The organism is Clostridium beijerinckii HUN142 (assembly GCF_000621745.1).
GTDB classification, from domain to species: domain Bacteria; phylum Bacillota; class Clostridia; order Clostridiales; family Clostridiaceae; genus Clostridium; species Clostridium beijerinckii_A.
Window position 1 is genome coordinate 224,081 of sequence record NZ_JHXK01000005.1, and the last position, 23,422, is coordinate 247,502.

At 28.2% G+C, this 23,422-nt stretch carries 20 protein-coding genes; 1 reads left to right on the forward strand and 19 read right to left on the reverse strand.

Translation table 11 applies throughout. From position 1 onward, the window contains the following. Positions 1-49: 49 nt before the first annotated feature. The 6 genes from T483_RS0100890 to T483_RS0100915 form a co-directional block, all read right to left on the reverse strand. Entirely contained in the window at positions 50-712 is a 663-nt protein-coding gene (locus T483_RS0100890) for a sugar transferase (RefSeq protein ID WP_026885112.1), read from the reverse strand. Between the two features lie 344 nt (positions 713-1,056). Further along, complete coding sequence (locus T483_RS0100895; RefSeq protein WP_026885113.1) at positions 1,057-1,839, reverse strand: tyrosine-protein phosphatase; 783 nt, start codon at positions 1,837-1,839, stop codon at positions 1,057-1,059. A gap of 138 nt (positions 1,840-1,977) precedes the next feature. Beyond that, the gene (locus tag T483_RS0100900; protein WP_026885114.1) at positions 1,978-2,700 is read right to left on the reverse strand and encodes a CpsD/CapB family tyrosine-protein kinase; all 723 of its coding nucleotides are present in this window, start codon (positions 2,698-2,700) and stop codon (positions 1,978-1,980) included. A gap of 276 nt (positions 2,701-2,976) precedes the next feature. Next, positions 2,977-3,666, reverse strand: a complete 690-nt coding sequence (locus tag T483_RS0100905; protein ID WP_026885115.1) for a YveK family protein — start codon at positions 3,664-3,666, stop codon at positions 2,977-2,979. 152 nt (positions 3,667-3,818) lie between these two features. Further along, positions 3,819-4,784 carry a fused DSP-PTPase phosphatase/NAD kinase-like protein gene (locus T483_RS0100910; protein WP_026885116.1) on the reverse strand — a complete coding sequence of 322 codons (966 nt, stop codon included), beginning with the start codon at positions 4,782-4,784 and terminating at the stop codon, positions 3,819-3,821. 242 nt (positions 4,785-5,026) lie between these two features. Beyond that, on the reverse strand, positions 5,027-6,118 hold the full coding sequence (locus T483_RS0100915; protein WP_026885117.1) for an AI-2E family transporter: 1,092 nt from the start codon (positions 6,116-6,118) through the stop codon (positions 5,027-5,029). Positions 6,119-6,383: 265 nt separating this feature from the next. On the opposite strand from T483_RS0100915, the gene T483_RS0100920 reads away from it, so the two are divergent. Next, on the forward strand, positions 6,384-7,382 hold the full coding sequence (locus tag T483_RS0100920) for an NlpC/P60 family protein (protein WP_026885118.1): 999 nt from the start codon (positions 6,384-6,386) through the stop codon (positions 7,380-7,382). 1,101 nt (positions 7,383-8,483) lie between these two features. On the opposite strand, the gene T483_RS0100925 is transcribed toward T483_RS0100920, so the two are convergent. The 13 genes from T483_RS0100925 to rfbA all read right to left on the reverse strand — a co-directional run bounded on the left by T483_RS0100925 (position 8,484) and on the right by rfbA (position 23,224). Next, positions 8,484-9,020: a hypothetical protein gene (locus tag T483_RS0100925; protein WP_026885119.1), complete on the reverse strand. Its 537-nt coding sequence runs from the start codon at positions 9,018-9,020 to the stop codon at positions 8,484-8,486. A 98-nt stretch (positions 9,021-9,118) separates the two neighbouring features. After that, on the reverse strand, positions 9,119-9,523 hold the full coding sequence (locus T483_RS0100930; RefSeq protein ID WP_051560258.1) for a GtrA family protein: 405 nt from the start codon (positions 9,521-9,523) through the stop codon (positions 9,119-9,121). 22 nt (positions 9,524-9,545) lie between these two features. Beyond that, positions 9,546-10,478 (reverse strand): glycosyltransferase family 2 protein, encoded by a 933-nt coding sequence (locus T483_RS0100935; protein WP_026885121.1) that lies wholly within the window; start codon positions 10,476-10,478, stop codon positions 9,546-9,548. 52 nt (positions 10,479-10,530) lie between these two features. Further along, complete coding sequence (locus T483_RS0100940; RefSeq protein ID WP_026885122.1) at positions 10,531-11,877, reverse strand: DUF6056 family protein; 1,347 nt, start codon at positions 11,875-11,877, stop codon at positions 10,531-10,533. 4 nt (positions 11,878-11,881) lie between these two features. Further along, a complete protein-coding gene (locus T483_RS0100945; protein WP_026885123.1) occupies positions 11,882-12,400 on the reverse strand; it encodes a hypothetical protein in 519 nt (172 codons plus the stop codon). A gap of 395 nt (positions 12,401-12,795) precedes the next feature. After that, positions 12,796-16,158, reverse strand: a complete 3,363-nt coding sequence (locus tag T483_RS30330) for a glycosyltransferase (RefSeq protein WP_080696866.1) — start codon at positions 16,156-16,158, stop codon at positions 12,796-12,798. Positions 16,159-16,226: 68 nt separating this feature from the next. After that, the gene (locus T483_RS0100955; RefSeq protein WP_026885125.1) at positions 16,227-17,468 is read right to left on the reverse strand and encodes an ABC transporter ATP-binding protein; all 1,242 of its coding nucleotides are present in this window, start codon (positions 17,466-17,468) and stop codon (positions 16,227-16,229) included. Between the two features lie 12 nt (positions 17,469-17,480). Then, entirely contained in the window at positions 17,481-18,857 is a 1,377-nt protein-coding gene (locus T483_RS0100960) for an ABC transporter permease (RefSeq protein ID WP_026885126.1), read from the reverse strand. Between the two features lie 15 nt (positions 18,858-18,872). Beyond that, positions 18,873-19,712: a dTDP-4-dehydrorhamnose reductase gene (gene rfbD, locus T483_RS0100965; RefSeq protein WP_026885127.1), complete on the reverse strand. Its 840-nt coding sequence runs from the start codon at positions 19,710-19,712 to the stop codon at positions 18,873-18,875. A gap of 12 nt (positions 19,713-19,724) precedes the next feature. Continuing rightward, a complete protein-coding gene (locus T483_RS0100970) occupies positions 19,725-20,702 on the reverse strand; it encodes a glycosyltransferase (protein WP_242841782.1) in 978 nt (325 codons plus the stop codon). Further along, positions 20,677-21,696: a dTDP-glucose 4,6-dehydratase gene (gene rfbB, locus T483_RS0100975; RefSeq protein ID WP_026885129.1), complete on the reverse strand. Its 1,020-nt coding sequence runs from the start codon at positions 21,694-21,696 to the stop codon at positions 20,677-20,679. Before rfbB ends, T483_RS0100970 begins: the two co-directional genes overlap by 26 nt. A 61-nt stretch (positions 21,697-21,757) precedes the next feature. Beyond that, positions 21,758-22,309 (reverse strand): dTDP-4-dehydrorhamnose 3,5-epimerase, encoded by a 552-nt coding sequence (gene rfbC, locus T483_RS0100980; RefSeq protein WP_026885130.1) that lies wholly within the window; start codon positions 22,307-22,309, stop codon positions 21,758-21,760. 33 nt (positions 22,310-22,342) lie between these two features. Continuing rightward, a complete protein-coding gene (gene rfbA, locus T483_RS0100985; protein WP_026885131.1) occupies positions 22,343-23,224 on the reverse strand; it encodes a glucose-1-phosphate thymidylyltransferase RfbA in 882 nt (293 codons plus the stop codon). Between the last annotated feature and the right edge of the window lie 198 nt (positions 23,225-23,422).

The following is a 23,422-nucleotide window of genomic DNA, read 5'->3' on the forward strand; positions in this document are numbered from 1 at the left end:
CTTATTAAGGCATAATCAAAAAAATAACACGTCCATATGCCAAAGTCACTTATCTTGCATGCTTGTCTCCAAACAACACAAAGAATGTTTTAAATATCAACTTAATATCAACTAAAGTATTTCTATCTCTTACGTACTTAATATCTAGTTTCATCCAATCCTCAAAATCAATATCATTTCTTCCCGATACCTGCCAATAACATGTTAGACCTGGTTTTACTTTAAGCCTTGTCATCATCCAATTATCAAATTTCTCTACTTCTTTTGGAAGTGATGGTCTAGGTCCAACTAAACTCATATCACCTTTTAGAACATTAAACAATTGTGGCAGTTCATCTATGCTTGTCTTTCTTATGAATTTACCTATTTTAGTTACTCTAGGATCATCCTTGATTTTAAACATAGGTCCGCTCATCTCATTTTTATGACACAGCTTTTCTTTTAGCTCCTCTGCATTAATAACCATTGATCTAAACTTATACATTTTAAATACATTTCCATCCTTACCTATTCTCTCCTGAGAAAAAACTATAGATCCCCTGGATTCAAGTCTAATTAAAATTCCAACAATTAAAAATAATGGAGTCAAGATTATTAATCCAACTAATGAACAAAGTATATCCATAGTCCTTTTAAAAAAGTAATATTCAACCCTGCGTTCTATACCTTCTCGAAAAATAAAATCTCCTTTATTAATCTTTACTTGTTGCATTTTATCACCACCTCATAAGAATTAATTTTCAGCTAAATACTTTAGCCTTTTTAATTTATATTTACTTTGATAAATGACAACATTTTTTTATTTGTTGATTTAACTTTATAGACTTTTATAGGTATTATATTTTATATTTCTGCATTTCTTACTACATATCTTACCTTGTATCTCTACTAAGATTCAACGCACAATAAACGCTATATTAAGCAATAAAAAGATTAATTGCTAATATAGCGTTTTATGACAAGTATTTAATTTATTTTCTTTTTTATGACAGCTATGAGATGGAAGAACATCCCCCTTGCCTCATTCATTATGCTCGAGTCACTTCAGAAACTTGATTATTTTGATTTAGTCTTAAAAAATGAAAATATTGATTTCTTTATCTTAACTTTTTTTCCAACAAAATTTACAACCTCATTATTAATAAGCTTTTTAGAACTCTCTTCAAAGATATTTTCATTTATTGTTTCAGTATTATTATCATTTAATATGCAAATAGCTTTTCTGAGTCCAGTGATTCTATTGTCTATGTCATGAGCATCAGATCCTATAAAATTATATATATTATTTTCCAAAAATATATGTGCCGTCTTCCTAATGCTTTCCCCAAATCTACCTATTATACTTCCTGCATTCATTTGAAATAAATATCCTTGTTCAATAAACTCATTAATAAGTGAAGGATCTTCTCTAAATGGCTTATATCTTTCTGGATGTGCTATTATAGGTGTGATATTTCTAACCTGAAGTTCATAAAGAATATCAAATATATTATCATCAAATTTATGCATTGAAAATTCAACTAACATATATCTTGAATCATTTATTGTCCCTATTTTACCCTCCAAATAATTATTAATTATATTTTCATTAAAATAAACTTCCTGTCCACTATATACTTTTATATTTATACCTTCCTTACTTATAATTGAGTTAACTTCTTGTACCAGTAATTTAACTTCGCTAATAGTAGCTTCCCCGTACTCCAGCAGATAATGAGGTGTCGCAACTATTTCTCTTGTTCCATCTTTTTCTGCATTTCTTAGCATCTCTAAAGTCATTTCCATATTCTTAGATCCATCATCAATTCCAGGTAGTATATGAGAATGAATATCTATCATAATCTCACCTCTTTAGTGTATAATTTATTTCTTAATTCTAGACCAGATATGATATTTTTACAACTGATAAATTTTATTATTTTAATTAGAATTTACATCTAATTTTCTTTCCTTATATTATAAACTAACATTTGTTCACTACAAGTTATCTTTATCCTCATCATTTCCATAATAGTAATAATATTTTCCTCTTGTATTCTCTACCGCATGTAATACTGTTCCTATTATATTAGCTCCTACTTTATCCAAAAGATTTTTTGCATCTATTACTACATCTCTTTTCGTTTCTCCCGCTCTTATAACCAAAATAGTCCCATCAACCTTTGTTGATAATATTTGTGCATCTGTAACTGCTTTAAGCGGTGCTGTATCTAAAACAATTATATTAAATTCCACTTTTAATCTTTCTATTAAGTTACTCATAGCAGAAGATGACAACATTTCTGATGGGTTTGGTGGGATCTTCCCTGACGTTAAAAAAAAGAAATTATCATTTCTTTTTTGTACTGCTTCTTCAAGGACAGCTTTTCCAAGAAGAACTTCAGAAACTCCAATCAAATTTGAGACTTTAAAATTTTTATGAACTGAAGGTTTTCTTAAATCACAATCTACTAATATCACTTTCTTTTCATTTTGAGCAAAAGATGCAGCAATATTTCCCGCAACTGTTGATTTTCCCTCCGCCATTTCTGCACTAGTAACAGCTATTGTTCTTATCTCCTTATCAAAGGAAGAATATTGTATGTTAGTTCTCAAGGTTCTATAAGCTTCTGCAACTATAGATTTTGGTTTATCTTCTACTATGAAGCCGGCGTGAATTCTATTATCAACCATTGGTCTTTCTACCTTATAACTTTTCATTCTATCTACTTTATAACTCCTCGCTTCTTCTAATTTGTATCGTTTCATTATTTCTAGTGTATAGCCTTTTATTTTCTCTAGTAATGACATGATTTCACACCTTTCTAAAATAAAACTTACTTGCTACATCAATGATCAGAAAGTACAACCTGCGTTTCTTACAAATAATTTATTAACATAAACTTCATTTTTTAAGAGTAGATGATTTATTTTAATCATCTAGCATTACTTGCTAAAAAATACGATTTCTATCTCCGCTTCTCCTGTCTATTTACATCACTTACCTTCTTTAAATAAGTCAGGAATAACGCCTAGAACTGGTAGCCCTAAAATCTCCTCTATTTGTTCCCTAGTTTTAAAGGTATTATTTAAGAACTCTAGCAAGAAACTTGCTCCAGCGCTGCCTATCAAACCAATCAGAAGGCCCACTCCTATATACATCTTTTTATTTGGACTAACTGGCTTTTGTGGCACTTTAACACTTTCTATAACCTTTACGTTACCATTAGGTATAAACTCTCTAGAGGATCTTATAAACTCATTTGTAACTGAATCCACTACAGCTCCAGCTAACGCTTGGTTTGCACTCACGTAACTAATTTCCAATATTTGTGTGTCTGTTCTTGGCGTAACGGATAAATTGTCAAGAACATTTTCTGAATTTAAATTTATATCACTTGAATCTATCGCCCTTTGTACTAAATCATTGGTTTTTATTATTTCTGCATAAGTCTTTATTAATTTTTGATACATCTGTACATCATTAGTGCTATAGTTTTGATCCTGCCCAGTTGTATTTTCTTTTCCTATAAATACCTTAGTATTTGCTGAATATTTAGGCGGAATTATAAAATAGCTTATAATTACGGCTAATAAGGTCGTTACCAATGTCACTAAGAGTATCATTCTCCATCTTTTTATTATTGGATTTGCTATTTCATCAATTCTTATAATATCGTTATTCATCACTTAAACTTCTCCATCTACAATAAAATTTTTAATCGTCCTAAATATAATAATTATATTTTTAGTAATTTCCTTATCTTTCATTCATATTTTTAAAATAAAAAAATTCTAACGGAAAATTTCCATTAGAATTAACTTTATATACATTTGCCTTATTGCTTTCCGCTATTCTTAGTCCACTGAGACCACGGTGTTTCATATCCATCTTGATTATCTTTGCAATATTTATAAAACATATTTAAAAACTCTACTCTTGATTTATCTTCATCTTTATTTTTTCCTTTTAGTAAATCTGACCCACCGATTAATTTTTGACGGTTCATTATATCTTTAAAACTTACATTTTTTGCATTGTGCATCATATCATACATTGACATAAATGTCGTAGTCCTACCTGCTCCTCCTCTACAATGGAAATGTATCCATGTATCCTGTGGTAAATTCTTAATTGATTCAATAAATAAATCTACCTGATCATCTGTAGGTTTCTCATGGTCTGTCACTGTAATTCTCAAGTAGCTCATGCCTAAACCTTTAGCCAATTCTTCCTCTGTTTCTACACTCTCAGGATTATCAATTGATTTTATTGTATTTATAGATTTTCCCTTTGGAAGTTCACCAAACTTAATATGCTTGTCCTTAGATATTTTATCTAAATTGCTGTTCTCATCAGATATAACTTGTTCTCTACTAATTCCCTTATTATACTTATTATTCTTTCCAAACCAACTTATACCCACACCATTTATAAATCCATGATCTTCTTGTCGCAAATCAATGTCTATGATAGACTTATCACCTATTTTTTCTTTTACCATCGCTAAACTTTTCTGCGAAAGTGCTCCACTACCAGAAATATTAAGATCACTCAATCCTGTCAAGTTAATATTTCTTGATTTTTCATCATCAATTTTATCCTTAGTAGTTCTAAAATTTTTGGGCAATACATCCTTATTATCTGTATCTATTACGAGTTTCGTTTTGTTAGCTTGTACACTATCTGTCTTTTCCACTACTATTTTACTATTTTTATAATATTGATTTATACTATACATAATAGCTACTCCTCCTATTATAACTAAAGCTCCTATTACATATGCAACTTTATTCCTCTTCATGAAATATCAGCACTCCTTTTAATGTTTAAGTATTTTTTCACTCATAAATCTTAAATGTTTTCTGATTTGCTAATGATTATAATAAAAAAGCACAATACTATTATCTAGTATAAAATAGTATTGTGAAAATTATGTGATTGTAAAATTATTAAAACCCTTTAGCTAATATAATAAAAGCTAGATTAAAACAAATAGTTTTAATCTAGCTAAGATATTTCCCTATGAAATTTTTAAGAATAAATTTACTCATCAATACGTCTTCTCTTAAGTGCCACAAGCTTTCTATGCTTTCTATTTTTAGATCTTGGTTTAATATTTAATAAATCTAATACAAACATTAAAAGAGGCACTCCAAGTAATAATCCCCAAACCCCCATAAAATGCTCTGATACTAAAAGTGTAATAAACACAACAAAAACTGGCAATTCAGTTTTATCTGCCATAAATCTAGGATTCAATACATAACTCTCAAGTGCATGTAAAACTGCAATAATTATAAGGATGTATAGAATCATTTTAAAACCGCCAACCGTATATGCTATTATACTTAAAGGTATTAATGATGCAATAGTTCCTGCAACTGGAACTAAGCTAAATAAAAAAATCATAACTCCAAGACCTAAAACTTGTGGAAATCCCAATGCGAAAAGAGAGATAATAGATAAAATGCTATTAACAAATGCAATAATTATTTGAGCCTGAATTACTTTTCCAAAAGAATTTAAAAAATTGATTCCAAAATCTTTTGTATACCTATATAATATAGCAATCTTACTATCTTGAAACTCTGAAAAAAATTCTTTAATTTTTTCTCTTTCAACCATAAAGAAAAGGCTTAGTATTAAAGACACAAAGATATTAAAGCTCCAGGTACCTATATTTGAAGCATATTTTAAAAATTGATCAAACTTCAGTAAATCGTTTATTTCAGAATTTCTAAAGAATGACATGAAATCAACCTTTCCAAAGTATGGTACAATGTACGTAGATAAAACTTCCCCACCAATATCTCTAAAATCAAATCTAGATATCTTCATACCAATCTCTGTCAACTGTCTAATAATTATTGGTATATATCTGTAGCTGGCAAAGACAATAACAGAAGTCATGAATATGTATAAGAATAATGTTACTATTATGGGCTTAACTTTTATAAACTTATCTAATCTTTTAGTAATTCCTACCTGTAAGCTATATGCAATATATGTAAAGAAAAATGTAAGTAAAAATAAATTAAGCATTGATCTTAATATATACATAAAAAATACAATAATAAGAAGAACACAAATTCTTCTAACTATATCTTTTTTAAATAGTTCCCTTAAGAAATTCACATTTTATTCCCCCTTCTAGTAATTATTATATCCTATAAATCATATGCTTAAAACAAGAAATTCCAATAAACTTTTCTATATTAATAAATTCAAATGAAATAATTACACTCTAGGATTAATTCTCTCAATATTTTAATAAATTCTTAATAAATTACAATTATTTTCTAAACTGTTTGTAGTATAATATAAGTTATTGGATAATATTAAATAATCTATTCTACTTTACAAAAACCATATCTAGAGAGTAGGCATAAAGGAGGATAAGATGAAAAGAAATAATGGAATTGCGGCAATAGTGGCTTCAGTACTACTTATTACGTCGATGTGCAACTCAGTACCAGCATTTGCCGAACCTAATGATCTAACACTTGAACAAGCTGTACAAAACATACAAGAATACGATAATGAAATTGAATATAACATGGGTAAGTTAAATCAATTAAAAGAACAAATTCTTGAAAAAGAAAATGATATAAAAGATAACCAAGTCAAGCTTGATTTAACCCAAACACAATTTACCGAAAGAGAAAACCAATTATCTGAGCGATTAAAAGGTATCCAATTCAATGGAGGTTTCGAAGCTACACCATTACAATATTTAGATGCTTTATTTTCTTCAGGGGATATTTTAGATGCACTAAAAAGAGTTTCTTTAATTTCTCAAATTTGTACAAGCGATAAGGATTTAATTTTAGAAACAAAAAAATCAGAAGACCAGCTTTTAGGCATTAAAAACACTATAGAAAAAGAAAATGAAGAATTGCAAACTGATAAAGATGATGTTGAAAAACAAATTAAGGACTTAGAAGATAAAAAAGATACTCTTTTAAAATATGTACAAGATAATAACGCATTATTAACTGGGGATATAGGAATCACTATTCCTGTAACATTACCTTCTGATATTACAGATCAGGCTAAAGGGGTTATAGAAGAAGCAGAAAAATATTTGAAAGTTCCATATTTGTGGGGAGGGGAATCTCCTGAAGGGTTTGATTGCTCTGGGCTTATGCAGTATGTCTTTAATTCTAAAGGGATAAATATACCAAGAACATCACAAGAACAGCAAAGTTTTGCCAAGCCTATTAGCATGGCAGAAATTAAGCCAGGGGATTTAGTCTTCAATAAAGTTTCAGATTCAACTCATGTAGGCATGTACATAGGATATGATATGTATATTCAAGCTCCTCATACTGGTGACGTTGTTAAGATAAGTAAATTAAGCACCTCAAATATGAAATATTTTGGTAGAGTTTTAAACTAATATTAGCTTAAAACTCTAATAAGCCAAGGGCTCAACTAATACTCGAATGTATAAAACTAATTGTAATATACAAAAAGCAATACACCGATCTATTATAAGCAAAGCAGCTAGTTGTATTAAAGAAACCAGCTGCTTTTTATTTTTTTAAATAACTTGTTTACTCACTTCTGATGAAATATATTCATTAATACAGATAATCTAATCCAAAAAAATTAACGGAAGCCTCTATTCTTAAAATTAGCATAAATATTAACAATATATTCTCATTCATACAAATAATAATAAAAATTCCAAAAAGAAAACATTACCATTTTTTATTATAAAGTGATGTTATGAAATTTTTGAAACGTAAATAACATCACTAAAAGTTAGTTTTATCACTATAAAATAATTTAAATATGAAGATAATAATCTCAAGTTTCATGCATTTTTCATGGGAGACGAAATAGTAAGAACTGAAATCGCTGAAATCTAAATGATATACCTAAAATAGAAACATTTGAAATATATCCACCTGCTAATAAAGTAGATGTTATGAGTGATTTAATTAGGGTTTTTATTATAAATGTTCAATCTTAATAAAGTTAATATAGTTTACCTTGCATGTAGAATTAAAGATTTGAGAAGAAAGCATTGTTTTTTGTAATAGGCACATACATAATAATTTTCTCCTTATTATGTATGATTTACTAAACACAAAAAAACTCCATATAATCACCAAACCTATATATCCTCCAAACCCACTAGTTAGTAATGCTTACTTTAAATTATTAAGTAATTTTTAAGTCTACATTTTTATCATAATGTACAAAAATACTTTCTATATGAATAGTGTGTTCTTACCCCTAAAGCTGTATTCTTATAATATAGTCTTAAACAACCAAATGCTCTATTATTAAGTTCAGTTTGTTAAAAATCCAAATATATCTGGATGTAATAATTCTTCTGATAAATATAGTATCTTTCACTTTTTTTATTTAGACCATTTTTGTTATTGTACCCATTATAATTTTGTTTAAATAATAAAATTATAATTACTTTACTTATATGATAGCTTATCCGTAAAATTAGAAATATGTGTACTTCTTAACTTAAAAGAATTTATTCTTTTATAAATACAAACTTTTGCAAATTCATAATATGTATCCTTGAATGATTTCCAATATATCCACTATATCTTAGCTCCTTTAACAGAACTTTCATATAACATGCATGACATATAATAAAGCAATCTTGATTCCTTTTTTCTAAAAAGCCAACTGTTTTTTTTGCTCTTTTATAGGTTTCATTTTTAGTTTCTATTTGCTTTTTAGAATTCATATACCATTGGATTCTTCCAAAAATTCTCCATATAATTAATGGTAGCTTAATCTCTTTATCAGTAAAAGCTCTCAATGGAACTTCATTAAATAAATTCATTCTTATAAACTTATTTGAACCAAATATTAGTTTTGCAGTGTCATAAGACCTTGATAACTCACTTATATATATCGGTTGCTTTGTACTTATACTATATTTATTTGAAAGATCTATTGGGCTAATATCATATTCATAACATGATTTATTAAATTCCTGTGAACTACAGAAAGACTTCCACTTATAATTAACTTTTGCATGTCTTATTATAGTTATTTTCATTGATTAACTCCTATAATTATATATTTTATAATTTAAATTAATGAAAATTTATTCATTTAACAAATTCATAAAATAGTTCAATTGCATTACAATATTTATTATCTGTTTTTAAATACTATAAATTTACTTAGTACATAATTAATAAAAATTACAATAACATTAACTATAACCTTTGATATAAAATCATTCATACATATTATTTCTATTAATAATATCATCAATAGGGTATCTATCACAAATGATGCTAACCTAGAACATGTGAAAGTCATTCCTTCTCTTATTACTACTTTCATATTCCAAATATCAGAATTAAAAACATAAATTTTATTTGTTATAAATGCAAAAGTTATACTTATTATGAATGCTATTGTATTGCTTGTAATATATAATATGCCCATATTATTTAAAGCTAAGTAAACTACAATATTAATAAGGGTTGTTAATGCTCCAAAAATTATATATTTAATTGCTTCATTATTTAATAATATCCTTAGTTTAGTCACTATACTTTCATCCTACTCTCACTTACTCTAAATTACTTTCTTTTATAATATATATTGGCCTATTTTTAGTTTCCATATAAGCCTTTGCCAAATATTGTCCTAGAATACCTGTAGAAAACAACTGAATTCCACTAACAAAAAATATAATACAAACTAATGATGGCCAACCTGCCACTGGATCACCATATATAAATGTTCTTGTTATAATTAGACATATCATTATTAAAGATATAATAAAAAATATTAATCCAATTAATGATGAAATTACTAGTGGAAGGGTAGAAAATGCTATAATCCCTTCAATAGAATATCTAAACAACTTCCAAAAAGACCATTTTGTTTCCCCTGCTATTCTTTCTATATTTTCATATGCCAACCATTTTGTGTTAAATCCTACCCACCCAAATATACCTTTAGAAAATCTATTATATTCCTTCATTTTTAAGATAGCATCTACCATTTTACGCTTCATAAGCCTAAAATCCCTTGCTCCATCAACTATTTCTGCATTGGAAATTTTGTTTATTATTTTGTAAAAACACTTTGCAAAAAAGGAACGTATCGGTGGTTCACCTTTTCTATCTATTCTTCTTGTAGCTATACAATCATAATCACTTTCTATTAAAATGCTATACATTTTACCTAATAATTCTGGAGGATCCTGTAAATCAGCATCCATCACTGCAACATAATCACCAGTTGAATTTTCTAAACCAGCATATAATGCCGATTCCTTTCCAAAATTTCTACTTAAAGATATATATTTTATACTTCTATCTCTGTAAGCAAATTCTTTTATTATATCTAATGTACTATCAGTTGAACCGTCATTAACAAATATTATTTCAAATTCCATGCTCTCCATTTTATTACACACTTTTTTAATTTTCTCATAAAAAAACGGTAACGACTTCTCTTCATGATAACATGGCACTACTACAGATATCTTGTTCATTTTATCTATCTTCCTCCTGTATTGTTTAAATTAATTGAAATCTAAAATAAATTTAAGTATACATAATATTAATAAATGATAATATAGAAGCTATTCCAATTCCACAATTAATAAAATTTAACTTATTAAAATTTGATTTTAGTATTTCTTCATATATCATTATCGTACAGATAATAAATGCAAAATACATAAATAAGAAGGTTCTATTTCCTGAAGCCCATATGGTCGGCGAAAATCCCATGATTATCCGAGAAGCTAATCCTAATAATATAATTAACATCGTTAATATAGTTTTAACATTATTTCCAAAACAAAAATATAATGCTAATAGAACACATATACCTGTCATTCCATATAAAAAAATAGGTATATAACTTTTTAGTGAATAGAAGTTATCTGTTGTAATTGTTCCATACTGACTGGAATAATTTAAAATCTTTAAAAGTTCAGGAAAAAATAATGCAATATTGTTTCTAAAAATACTGAAAAATAATCCGACACCAAGTGGAATTCCACTTATAATACGGAACATGTTATCCCTACATTTTATTATAGTTAGTATAAAAGCCAATATGCTGAATATTATAAAAACGCTATTAGGATTACATATAAATTGAACCATCGATGACGAAAAACCAATGTCAGTTTTATTTATAAATAAAAGTGTATTATAATCCGGAAACCATTGTCCTACCTCATTTACCTTGCGTACAATATTTCCCGGGCACTTTAAGATCCAAATTAGATTAACTAAACATATGCATGTCTGTAAAATTATATATCGCTTATTTTTACGCTTTATAAAAAAATATAAGGTTAAAGCACAATACAAGGAAAATAAAATTGCACACATTTGCTCTTGATTTGCTGCAAACATTAATGCTAGTGTTGACAATACATATTCATAACCTTTAATATTATAATTATTATATATTTTTTTTACTATAATGAAAGAATAAATTCCAAACGAAAGAGGCCATAAATAATTTAAGGTTGTTGCTCCCCAGCCTGCTGAACTCATATCCCTAAAGGGATAGAGAAAAATCAAACTAACAATTATCCAATTAATACTTCTAGAACCGCTTTTTATGCAAACCTTAGAAAGTGATACTGCTAGCAGAACTACAATGGCTGAATCCAAAATTCTCCAAAGAAAAATAGAGCATCCTAATATAATTACCATTACACCCTCAATAACTGTTCGTGATGACCATGTCATATATCTAACTCTTAACCATTCTATCAAGTTTTCATCATTTAAAACTTTTTTAAAAGAAAGATCGTCGCCAAAATTTACATTAACTGCCAAGTGGAATATTAACATGCCTATTGCCAATATTATAAAAGGGAAATAGTCCTTTTCATATAGCAATTTTATTTTATTCTCTATATACTTCATTCCTTTACTTACCTTTCTCTGACAATAGTATTCCTGTTTTTAAAAATATTCTTGAATTATTATTCATATAATCTAAACAAATTTCATAATTAGATATTGGTTTATTTAACTTATTCAGACTTACCTTCCCCTCAAACCCACTTTTATCATAATTAAACTTATTTTCTAATGCCTTAAAAGCATCTGTTACATCTTTTCTTATAACAAGTTTTGTTGGGAGTTCCATGCAATCCCCATTTTCTTTATCTCGTAATACTAGATGACAATTAAATGTTTTTATCTCTTCACCGTCAATAAACGCCCATCCTTTAATGGTCACATAATTGGATATGTTATCATGTTCCTGAGAATCTATACAATATTTAATATTAGCATCATTACTATTTTCAAATTTATTGACTGTAATCTTTTTAGCCGTAAAACTATTAAAAATAGCTCCACAAAAAAGTATTAAAATAACCAATGTTCCTAAAAGAGCTATAATTATATTTTTTTTTGATATATTTGTTTCTTCACAACTCATTCATAAACTTCCTTTATAATTCTTAAATTTTTTAATTAAGTATATTTTCGTAATTAAAATGTGAAAATCCGTGGATAACTTTTTGAAATATTTACAAAAAAAGTCAATAGCAATTCCAGGTAAATGTGATTACCAATTTTAATTCAATTTAACTAAACCAAAACTTATGATTTAATCACTCCTGCTAAATTAATATTGCCAGCATTATTTAATTTGTTTGATTGATAATTAAATCTATCAACAGAAAATCTCTAATTATAGTGTAGCCTACAATTAGATAAACTTCTTAGGTATACAGAATTACAAGTCTATAATTATTCTAATAATTAAATATTCCTTCGGTCACAAAAAGTATGACATTAAAAATTAAATAATTTACATTTTACAATTTTTAATTACTTAATTGAAAAATCATCTCTATCAAGTGTCAGATTAGGATTATAATACGGGTCACCTTGTTCGATTTCTTTTTCCCATATTGTTTTGAACATTGCAACTTCATTATTAAACCGTTCTTGTTTCTCTGGTGTGTCTTCATGACCTCTTGAAATTGATTCGTAATGATATGCTTCAGCATAAGGAGTCCATACAATCAAATATCCTGCGTTTCTAATTCTCATACATAAATCTACATCATTAAATGCAACTGCAAAATCTTCGTTAAATCCATTAATTTCATTAAAAATACTTTTCTTCATCATTAAACAAGCAGCTGTTACAGCACTGAAGTTTTGAGCATAATATAGTCTTCCCATATATCCCAAGTTTTCTCTTGAACACCTATAGTGGCAATGACCAGCACATCTGTGAGTACCAAGCTTTAAAATTACTCCCGCATGTTGAATTGTATCATTTGGATAATAAAGTTTTGCACCAACTCCTCCTACATCTTTTCTTTGAGAGTACATTAGCATTTCTTCTATCCAATTTTCGCTTATAACTTCTATATCATTATTCAAGAATAATAAATGTTCACCATTTGCGTGCTTAACCCCAAAATTATTAATAGCTGAATAATTAAACTTGCCATTACTTTCATATATAATAACTTTAATATTATTATATTTTTCTAGAGTTTTATAGTATTCAAAAGTTTCTTTATTAGTACTATTATTTTCTATTATTATTATTTCAATATTTTTATAAGTCGACTTATTTAATATAGACTCTATACATCTTGAAAGAACATCAATACTATCTTTATTAGGAATTAATATCGAAATTAATGGTTTTTCCTTAATTTCATAAGTAAATTTATAGATCGTTGGAAATGCTTTTGAACTTTCTACAATTGCATCCAATCCATTCTTTCTTAAATGATCTTTAACCGCTCTTTTTCCTGCATCAATTGCATATGTTTTTGAATTTATATCACTAGCAACAGAATTTGGGTGACTCCTCCAAAAATAAAGTATTTTAGGGACATGTACAATACTTTCAGCCTCATCTGTAAGTCTTAAAATCATATCATGGTCTTGAGAACCATCAAATTCTTTTCTGAACATACCTACTGTATTTAATAAATCTGATTTAAAGACAGTAAAATGGCATATATAGTTGTTAGCCCTTAAATTATCTATTGCAAAATCTGGCTTGAAATGCATTGTAACTATTTTATCTAAAGTTCCTTCAAAAGTTAATTCATCACAATAAATAAAATCTGCATTTTTTTCACATATAACTTTCATATATTCAAATAAAGCTGATGGATGTAATAAATCATCATGATCAAAAAGTGCTATATAATCTCCAGTAGCCATCTTAATAGCTTCATTTGTGTTTTCTGAAATACCACCATTTCTTTCTAAAGTCTTATATTTTATACGATTATCCTTTTTTATGTAATCTGCAACTATTTTTTTTACATATTTATGCTCCTGATCGCTGCCATCTGCAAGACATAGTTCCCAATTATCATAGGTTTGATCGATGCATGAATTAATCATTTCACATAAAAAGTTTTCAGGAGTATTATACAATGGCACAACTATACTAAACTTAATATCTTTTGAAAATTTTGTGTTAATTTGAATTTGTTTTTCCTTATCTGTCAACAAATTTTGTTTTGCATAATTATTATAACCTTTAGCATTTTTAAACTTTTGTTTTACTTTATCAAAAGTATACTTAAAACCATTTTGCTTTAAACATTTTAGCCCTTTACAAATTATATGTGTACATCTATTAGATTTTAGAAAGCTTTTTAAATAATCTAAAATTATTCTAACTGGCTTCGTTATCTTCCACATAGTTGAATTTAATATAATATTGTAAGCAATTTCTGTATTTGATAACTTAGCAGCCAATTCATTTCTTTGTGTTATTGCAGAATTGTAATGTAATTTATAATTCTCTAATTCGCTAATTAAATTTTGTATGTTCTTTTCTTTCTCAGACATAGAATCTTCTAAGTCTTTTATATTATTTTCTTTTTCAAGTATACAATCGCTTAATTCTTTTACATAATTTTCCTTATTAAGTACACGTTCATTTAATTCTTTTATACTATTTTCTTTCTCTCCTATTATTCGTAATTTACTCAAAATATCAATAGCAACAACATCTTCGAATGCATAAATACTTCCTTGAATTTTTAACCACCTTATTGATTTGCTAACACAATTTATTTCTATTTGAGGATCATTATTATCAAATATTATAGAATCATCAACACAAAATCCATTTAATATATTATACTCCATAACTCCATTATTTGATATTATGCTTAATCCATTTATCACAGAAACCCTGCCTTCAATAGGATCGAATCGAATATTTTTTACATCCTCATTAATATCAACGAAAATATCTATATTACCTCTGGAATTATAAATCTTATAGTCTTGATTGATTTTCAATTTTTCATTAAACCCATTCCCAGAATCTAAATACAGTGTTGCTTGCACATTTTTTTCAAACTTTTCACGTGTAATCGGAAGTTGAGCTATAGCTCGTATATCTTCAATGCTCTTATATAAAAATTTTAAATATCTCTCCGGCAATTCACTGTCAAAAATGTTCGCTATAGTAGTCTCTACTTCATTTAATAAATTTTTATCATTCGCTAAGACTACAAATTTTCTATAATTCTTCTCACCAATGTCATGAACATAAATACTTTGCTGATAAAAATCTTCAATTCTCTTTCTTAAAGGCAATAATTCCTGAACATATTCCGTGTAAGATGCCAATTTGGTCATATCTTCCCACAATAAAATGTCACCATGTTCAAACATAAAATAGTCACCAGCAAATTTACTAAGAATATCTTTTAACATTCCTTCATCCGGCAATCCATTATCAATATGTTCTTGTAACCAAATGTGATTTATACCAAACATAGATTTATAATATTCATTTGCACTTGCTTCTGCACTTACAATTGCTTTACTTTCAAAAGGAAAACAATGTAAACTAGCTAGCTTTGCAACTCTACTTGTTTCCTTTAAAAAATCTTCCCTCTTAATTTTGGGAATATGTTCAAATACATCTGAAGATATGACAATATCAAATTCATTATCGTTAATATTTCTTAAATCTGTAGCATCTGCTTCTATAAATTTATCATTTAATGATATATTTTGCGGGATTGACAAATCCGAATAAGTAATGTTCTCATTAGGCAAAAATCTCTCTAAATTTAATTGTTCATTGGAACCAACCTCTAAAATGTTCAGTTGCTGAATATTATAATATTTCTTTACGCTTTCCACTAAAGTCTGTAAAGTTCTGTATCTTTGATATTGATCAAAAATCATTACAGTGTCCTCCTATTATTTGTGAGTATTCTACTTTTGCTTACTTTTTATTTTTGCATTATAAATCTTTAGTTAATCACATTCCATTCGTGATTTATGAATAGTTTTCCTTCTACAAAATATTCATTGGTTATTAAAAAATTATCTGCATCCATTTTATAATCGATACACACTAATCCCCCATTAGTAAAAATGCCTGCATCTACGTTATATTGACCAGATAATAACGTTATAGATGGTATAACATATTTAACTTTATGTCTTCCATACTTATTAGGTACACTAATCTTATCTAAATGAGTATTGGGTCCAAATATATAATCTCTATTAGGAGTGTATAAGGCTACTCCTAGTAGAAATTCAGCTATTTCTTGTTCATATACTTCATACTCAACTAAAACTTCTACTCTATCAAATGTTTTGAATTTTGATTTATTACAAGCTACTTTTGTTATTCTTGCCAAAACATCACTACTTGGTCTAATAATTTCTGGATCCTCACCTTTTTCATTTATGAGTTTTTCCTCTTGATTTATAATATTTTCGTCTTTATTGACCTCAATCTTAAAATCTTCGCCTTGCAGCATAAATGCCTCATATCTGTCTACCACATCACTAGCTTCACCAATATCAATAATTTTTCCTTTATTTATCCATACCCCACGAGTACAAAATCTTTTGATTTGCTCAGTCGCATGAGAAACAAAAAGAATAGTAGTTCCAATTTCTTTAAGATTCTTCATTTTCTCAATACATTTTATTTGAAACCTAGTGTCTCCTACTGATAATGCTTCATCTACTATTAAAATATCTGGTTCCACATTTATAGATACAGCAAAAGCTAATCGTGCAAACATACCTGATGAATATGTTTTTACAGGTTGATTAATAAATTCACCTATATCAGCGAATTCAATTATCGAACTTACCTTTAAGTTCATCTCTTCTCTTGTATATCCCATCATAGTTCCATTGAGATATATATTTTCTAATCCAGTGTACTCCGGATTAAATCCTGCTCCCAATTCTAATAATGCAGATATTTTTCCATTAACCTCAATATTCCCTTCAGAAGGCGTAAGCACACCTGTTATTATCTTAAGTAATGTTGATTTTCCTGATCCATTTGTTCCTAATATTCCTACTGTCTCACCTTTTTTTATTTCAAGTGATAAATTATTTAATGCATAGTGCTCTCTACTGTATTTTTTCTTTGTTAAACTTAAAGATTCTTTCACTCTATCTGTAGGTCTATCATATAACCTATAGACCTTGCTCAAGTTTTCTACTTTTATCGCTATTTCTGACATGGTTATCTCCTTTTATAGTACATCTGCAAAATGTGGCTTTAATTTCTTGAATATCATTGCACCTAAAGCAAATAATCCCAATGTTATTATCCAAAAATAAACAGTTTCAAAATATCGTTGAAAAAACCAAATGTGATTTAAAAATGTATCTCTATATCCTTCAACTACATAATACATTGGACTTAATTTTAATATCCATTGATATCCTTCTGGAACCATTGTATAACTCCACATTATTGGCGTCATCCATATGCCTATCTGTAAAAATATATTTATTATCTGACCTAAATCCTTAAAGAATATCATTATTGCACATGTTGCATATGATATTCCAAGTACCATTACAAATACACAAAACGAATAGTATATTAATTGTACTGTATACATGGATGGATAAAATCCATATATTCCAGCTACTACGAATAGGAATCCTACAAATACCAAATGCACAAATAATGCTGATACTATTTTTACTATTGGTAATATGCTTACTTTAAATACTACTTTTTTTACCAAATAACTGTATTCTAACATGCAATTTGTCGCATTAAGTAATGCTTCTTGAAAGAAAAACCATGGTACTAATCCTCCCATAAGCCATAATATAAACGGTACACCTTTAATTGGCGAACCCGCCCTTAACCCAACTCCAAACACAAACCAATATACTACTATAGTTACTATAGGCTGAATAAATGCCCAAACTATTCCTAAATATGAACCTGCATATTTAGTTTTGAAATCATTTTTTGATAAATTTAATATTAACGTCTTATTGTTTTTTAATTCTTGAAGCAATGTAAAAACACTTCTCGATTTTCTTAAGACCACCAACAATAACATATCTATTACTATACAAATAACTATCTTAAGTATGTTATTTACAGTATTCTTATAGCTATCAAAATCTTCAAATGCTTTTGGATCTACTTTATACACTATATAAGGATCAGTACCATTTGTTTTTATATCAAAAGAATTCCCAACTCTTTGAATTTCTTCAACTTGATTTTGATTATTTTTATCCACCATTTGATCTAAATCTAAATATACACTTTTGTTTAAATATGATAATTTTATATCTGATATATTTATATTAGATGTCTGATTACCCAAATCAAACCTTAAATACTGTATATTATTAGAAATTGTATACTTAAGCGATTCTTGTTTCCTAGCCTCTGCATAATTTAAACTTTGAGATTGTTCTTCATTCCATACAGTATCATTTCCATAGAACAACTGATATGTATCTTGATTGTCAGATACTATCTTATAGCTTAAAGTTATATTTCTATTCTCCAGATTACAATAATTGAATATTAGTATATTGGAAATAATCACTATTAATGCTAATATTATTAGTTTAATAAACTTTTTCTTATTCATATTATATATTTCCTCTTACTTCAATTCTATTAAATATCTATCCAATGCATCTTCCCAACTTGGCAATAAATTAAATCCATTGTCTACTAAACTTTTCTTTGAAAGTCTTGAATTAAAAGGTCTTGCTGCTTTTGCTGGATATTCACTCGTAGGAATCTGATTCACTCTACAATTTAGTCCAGCTCTTTTCATAATTTCACTAGCAAATTCTGCCCAAGAGCAATATCCCTCGTTTGTAGCATGATATGTTCCATATTTTTCACTTAAAGCCATATCACATAAAAGTGGTGCTAAATCTGCTGTATATGTAGGGCTACCTATTTGATCGCATACGACATTTAAGCTTTCTTTTTCTTTGCCTAATCTAATCATTGTTTTAATAAAGTTATTTCCATTTACTCCAAATACCCAAGAAATTCTAACTACGAAATATTTATCTAAAATCTCTTTTACCTTTAATTCGCCTTCATATTTAGTCTTTCCATAAATTGAATGTGGTTTAATATTCCCATTCACTTCAAAAGGAGTATCTCCTTGACCATCAAATACATAATCCGTAGATATGTAAATCATCTTAGCATCTATATTTTTACAAGCATTTGCTATATTTTCTGTACCATACACATTTACTTTTGAACAAATTTCTTCTTCATCCTCTGCTCTATCCACTGCTGTGTATGCTGCACAATGTATAACACATTCAGGTTTTAAATTTGAAATATATTTCCCTACAGCATCTTTGTCTGTTATATCTAATTCTTCTCTGTCAATTCCTAAACATTCAATATTTCTTTTAGTTAATTCTTTTACTACATCAAATCCTAACTGTCCATTTACTCCTGTAACTAATATCATACTCATTCTCCTTTATAAAATCCCTTTTTTTGCTAACCTTATAATAAATTTAAATGTTGATTCTGGTATAAAAGGTAATATAGATTCTATTAATATAGAAACCTTATGAAAACTTCTATATTGTATCATAATTTTTAAATCCTTTATATTAGGTTTTAAAAAATACTTTTTTCTGGCATTTAGCCACATTAAGCAATCATCTATCTGCTCTTTTATATCGTCATGGCTTAGTCTTTCCTCTAAAGATTTATAGCGACATATAAAATCTTCTATTCGTTTAATATAATATGTTTTCTTATCAAACACGTCTTTCAAAATCCCAGTCTGATTATAACTATGCTGTCTATATCTAACTAAAGGTTTATTTATAAACTCTATTTTTCCATTTAAAGCTGCTATAATTGCAATCCATTGATCATGAATTAATGTTTTTTCAAAAGGTATTGCCTTCCTTGCTATATCTTTGCTAACTATCATTGCACATCCCGTTACAAAGTTAGTCATTAATAACTCTTTTGCTAAATTATCCCCCGACTTATATACAATTCTTTTTTTTACCTCAGTTATGCTATCAGCTATTCTCTTATCGCTTTCATCAATTATTAATAGATCACTGCATACAAGTGTTACATCTTCGTCAATAAATTTCCCCATCATTATAGCTATCTTATTAACTTCCCAAATATCATCCTGATCACAATATGAAAGAAAATCTCCATTCGCAATTTTAGTTAGTTCCTCAAAAGCTCTGTTAGAACCTTGATTTTTTTCTCCTCTAATTAATGTATATCTAAATTTGGTTATATACTTTTTAAAATATTCCTCATTTACTGGCACTTCAGGGCAATCATCATAAACTAACAATTCTATATTCTTATAAGTCTGTTCATTTAAAGAAATCAGCTGTTTTATAAGCCACTTTGCATTTGGCTTATAAACAGCTAATAATATAGATACTAACGGCTTATCTACTTCTATACATCTTGTCATAATAATTCTGATATTCTCCATTAATAATATTTTTCCACCAAGCTTTATTATCTAAATACCATTTAATAGTCTTTTTAATACCTTCATCGAAAGTTGTTGTTGGAAGCCATCCAAGCTCATTATGAATTTTTGTAGGATCTATTGCATAACGCATATCATGCCCTTTACGATCTGTTACATATTTAATTAATTCTTCTGATTTTCCAAGTTCTCTTATGATTGTTTTAACAACTTCTAGATTAGTACGTTCGTTATGTCCACCTATATTGTAAACTTCTCCAACCTTTCCTTCATGAATAATTAAATCAATTGCCCTGCAGTGGTCTTCTACATATAACCAATCTCTAACATTTTCTCCAGTTCCATAAACCGGCAATTCCTTATCATTTAATGCATTTGCTATAATAAGCGGAATTAACTTTTCTGGAAAATGATATGGTCCATAGTTATTTGAGCATCTTGAAATTGTAACTGGTAATCCATAGGTTCTATGATATGCACCAACTAAAAGATCCGCAGATGCTTTACTTGATGAATATGGACTTGAAGTGTGTATTGGAGTTTCTTCTGTAAAGAAAAGGTCTGGTCTATCTAAAGGTAAATCTCCATAAACTTCATCTGTAGATACCTGATGATATCTCTTTACTCCATATCTTCTACAAGCATCCATAAGTACTTGTGTTCCCATGATATTAGTTCTTAAAAATATTTCTGGATTTTCAATAGATCTATCCACATGACTTTCTGCTGCAAAGTTTACTACAATATCTGGATTTTCTTTTTCAAACATTTCATAAATTGCTTTTCTATCAGCTATATCTATTTTATAGAAACTAAAATTAGAATTATCTTCAACTGATGCCAATGTTTCCATATTTCCAGCATAAGTTAAAGCATCAACACAAATTATTTTATAATCATTATATTTATTAAGCATATAGTGAACAAAGTTTCCACCAATAAACCCCGCACCACCTGTCACAACAATTTTCATCTTCCACACTCCTTTTCAATTTACAGTAAACAATTGTCAATTATATATTATTAATTGTTTATTATTTTTCATATATAAAAGTACAATCACTATCTTTAAGTAATGGTGCCTTTTTATCTTTTTCAGAAAGAATAGGATTTTCAATTCCCCATTCAACACCAATTTCAGAATCACAGTAACAAATACTTCTATCACTTTCATAGTTATAATAATTATCTGTTTTATATACAAACTCCACATCATCAGTTAAGGTTACAAATCCATGACCGAACCCCCTTGGAATAAATAATTGTCTTTTATTTTCCGCCGACAACTCAACAGCTACCCATTCCTTATATGTTGGCGATCCTTTTCTTAAATCAACAGCAACATCAATAACTGCACCATTAACACATCTAACCAATTTTGCTTGAGCATGTTCTCCGTTTTGAAAGTGAATTCCTCTAAGTATTCCTTTTCCCTTAGAATATGATTGATTATCCTGGCAAAAATCACAAGCAATTTCTGGTGTTTTTATTCTAGAGTAAGTTTCCATAAACCATCCTCTTTCATCTCCAAAAACTTGTGGTTCTACTATGTAAACACCTTCTAGTTTAGTTTTTATCAAATTCATTATAGATACCTCTCTTCAATTTACTATTAAAAATTAATAAATAACTTTCCCTTCAGCAACATTTTTTAAATGTTGTCCATAAGGACTCTTTCCATATTGATCTGCGCTTTCAAGTAATGTCTTCTTATCTATCCATCCATTTTTATAAGAAATCTCTTCCAAGCAAGCTATTTTAAGTCCTTGTCTAGTTTCAATTACTTTTACATATTCCGAAGCTTCTGTTAAGCTATCTACTGTCCCAGTATCAAGCCAGCCATATCCTCGTCCAAGAGTTGTTACATCTAGCTTACCTTTTTCAAGGTAAATTTTATTTAAATCTGTAATTTCTAATTCCCCTCTTGCTGATGGTTTTAGACTCTTAGCATATTCACATACTTTATTATCATAAAAATAAAGCCCTGTTACAGCATAATTAGATTTCGGATTTTCTGGTTTTTCTTCTAAAGATACAGCTTTTCCGTTAACATCAAATTCTACTACACCAAAACGTTCTGGATCATCCACATAATATCCAAAAACTGTTGCACGGCCTTCATTTTCTACTGCCTTTTTCAAATGATTTTTAAGTCCATTTCCGTGAAATATATTATCTCCAAGAATCATTGCACAATTATGATTTCCAACAAATTCTTCTCCTAGTATAAATGCTTGAGCTAGTCCATCTGGAGATGGCTGCACTTTATATGATAAATTTATTCCATATCTCGATCCATTACCTAGCAGTTTTTCAAAATTAGGTAAATCCTTTGGTGTTGAAATTATTAATATATCTCTTATCCCAGCTAACATCAAAGTTGATAATGGATAATATATCATAGGCTTGTCATATACTGGAAGTAACTGTTTTGAAGTCACCATAGTTAACGGATAAAGTCTTGTCCCACTTCCTCCTGCAAGTATTATACCTTTTGTCAAAATAATCCCTTCTTCCTACATACTTTTACTTATTAAAACTTTAATTTACCAAAATTCTATTAAATTTTGATTATCTAAAATGTTATTTAGTCAAACTATCTAAAATATACTCATAAAACTTTCAAACTCTTCATTCATAGAAAAAACTTTAAATTTGAAATATATGTACTTTATTCACATTCTATATTAGATATTATC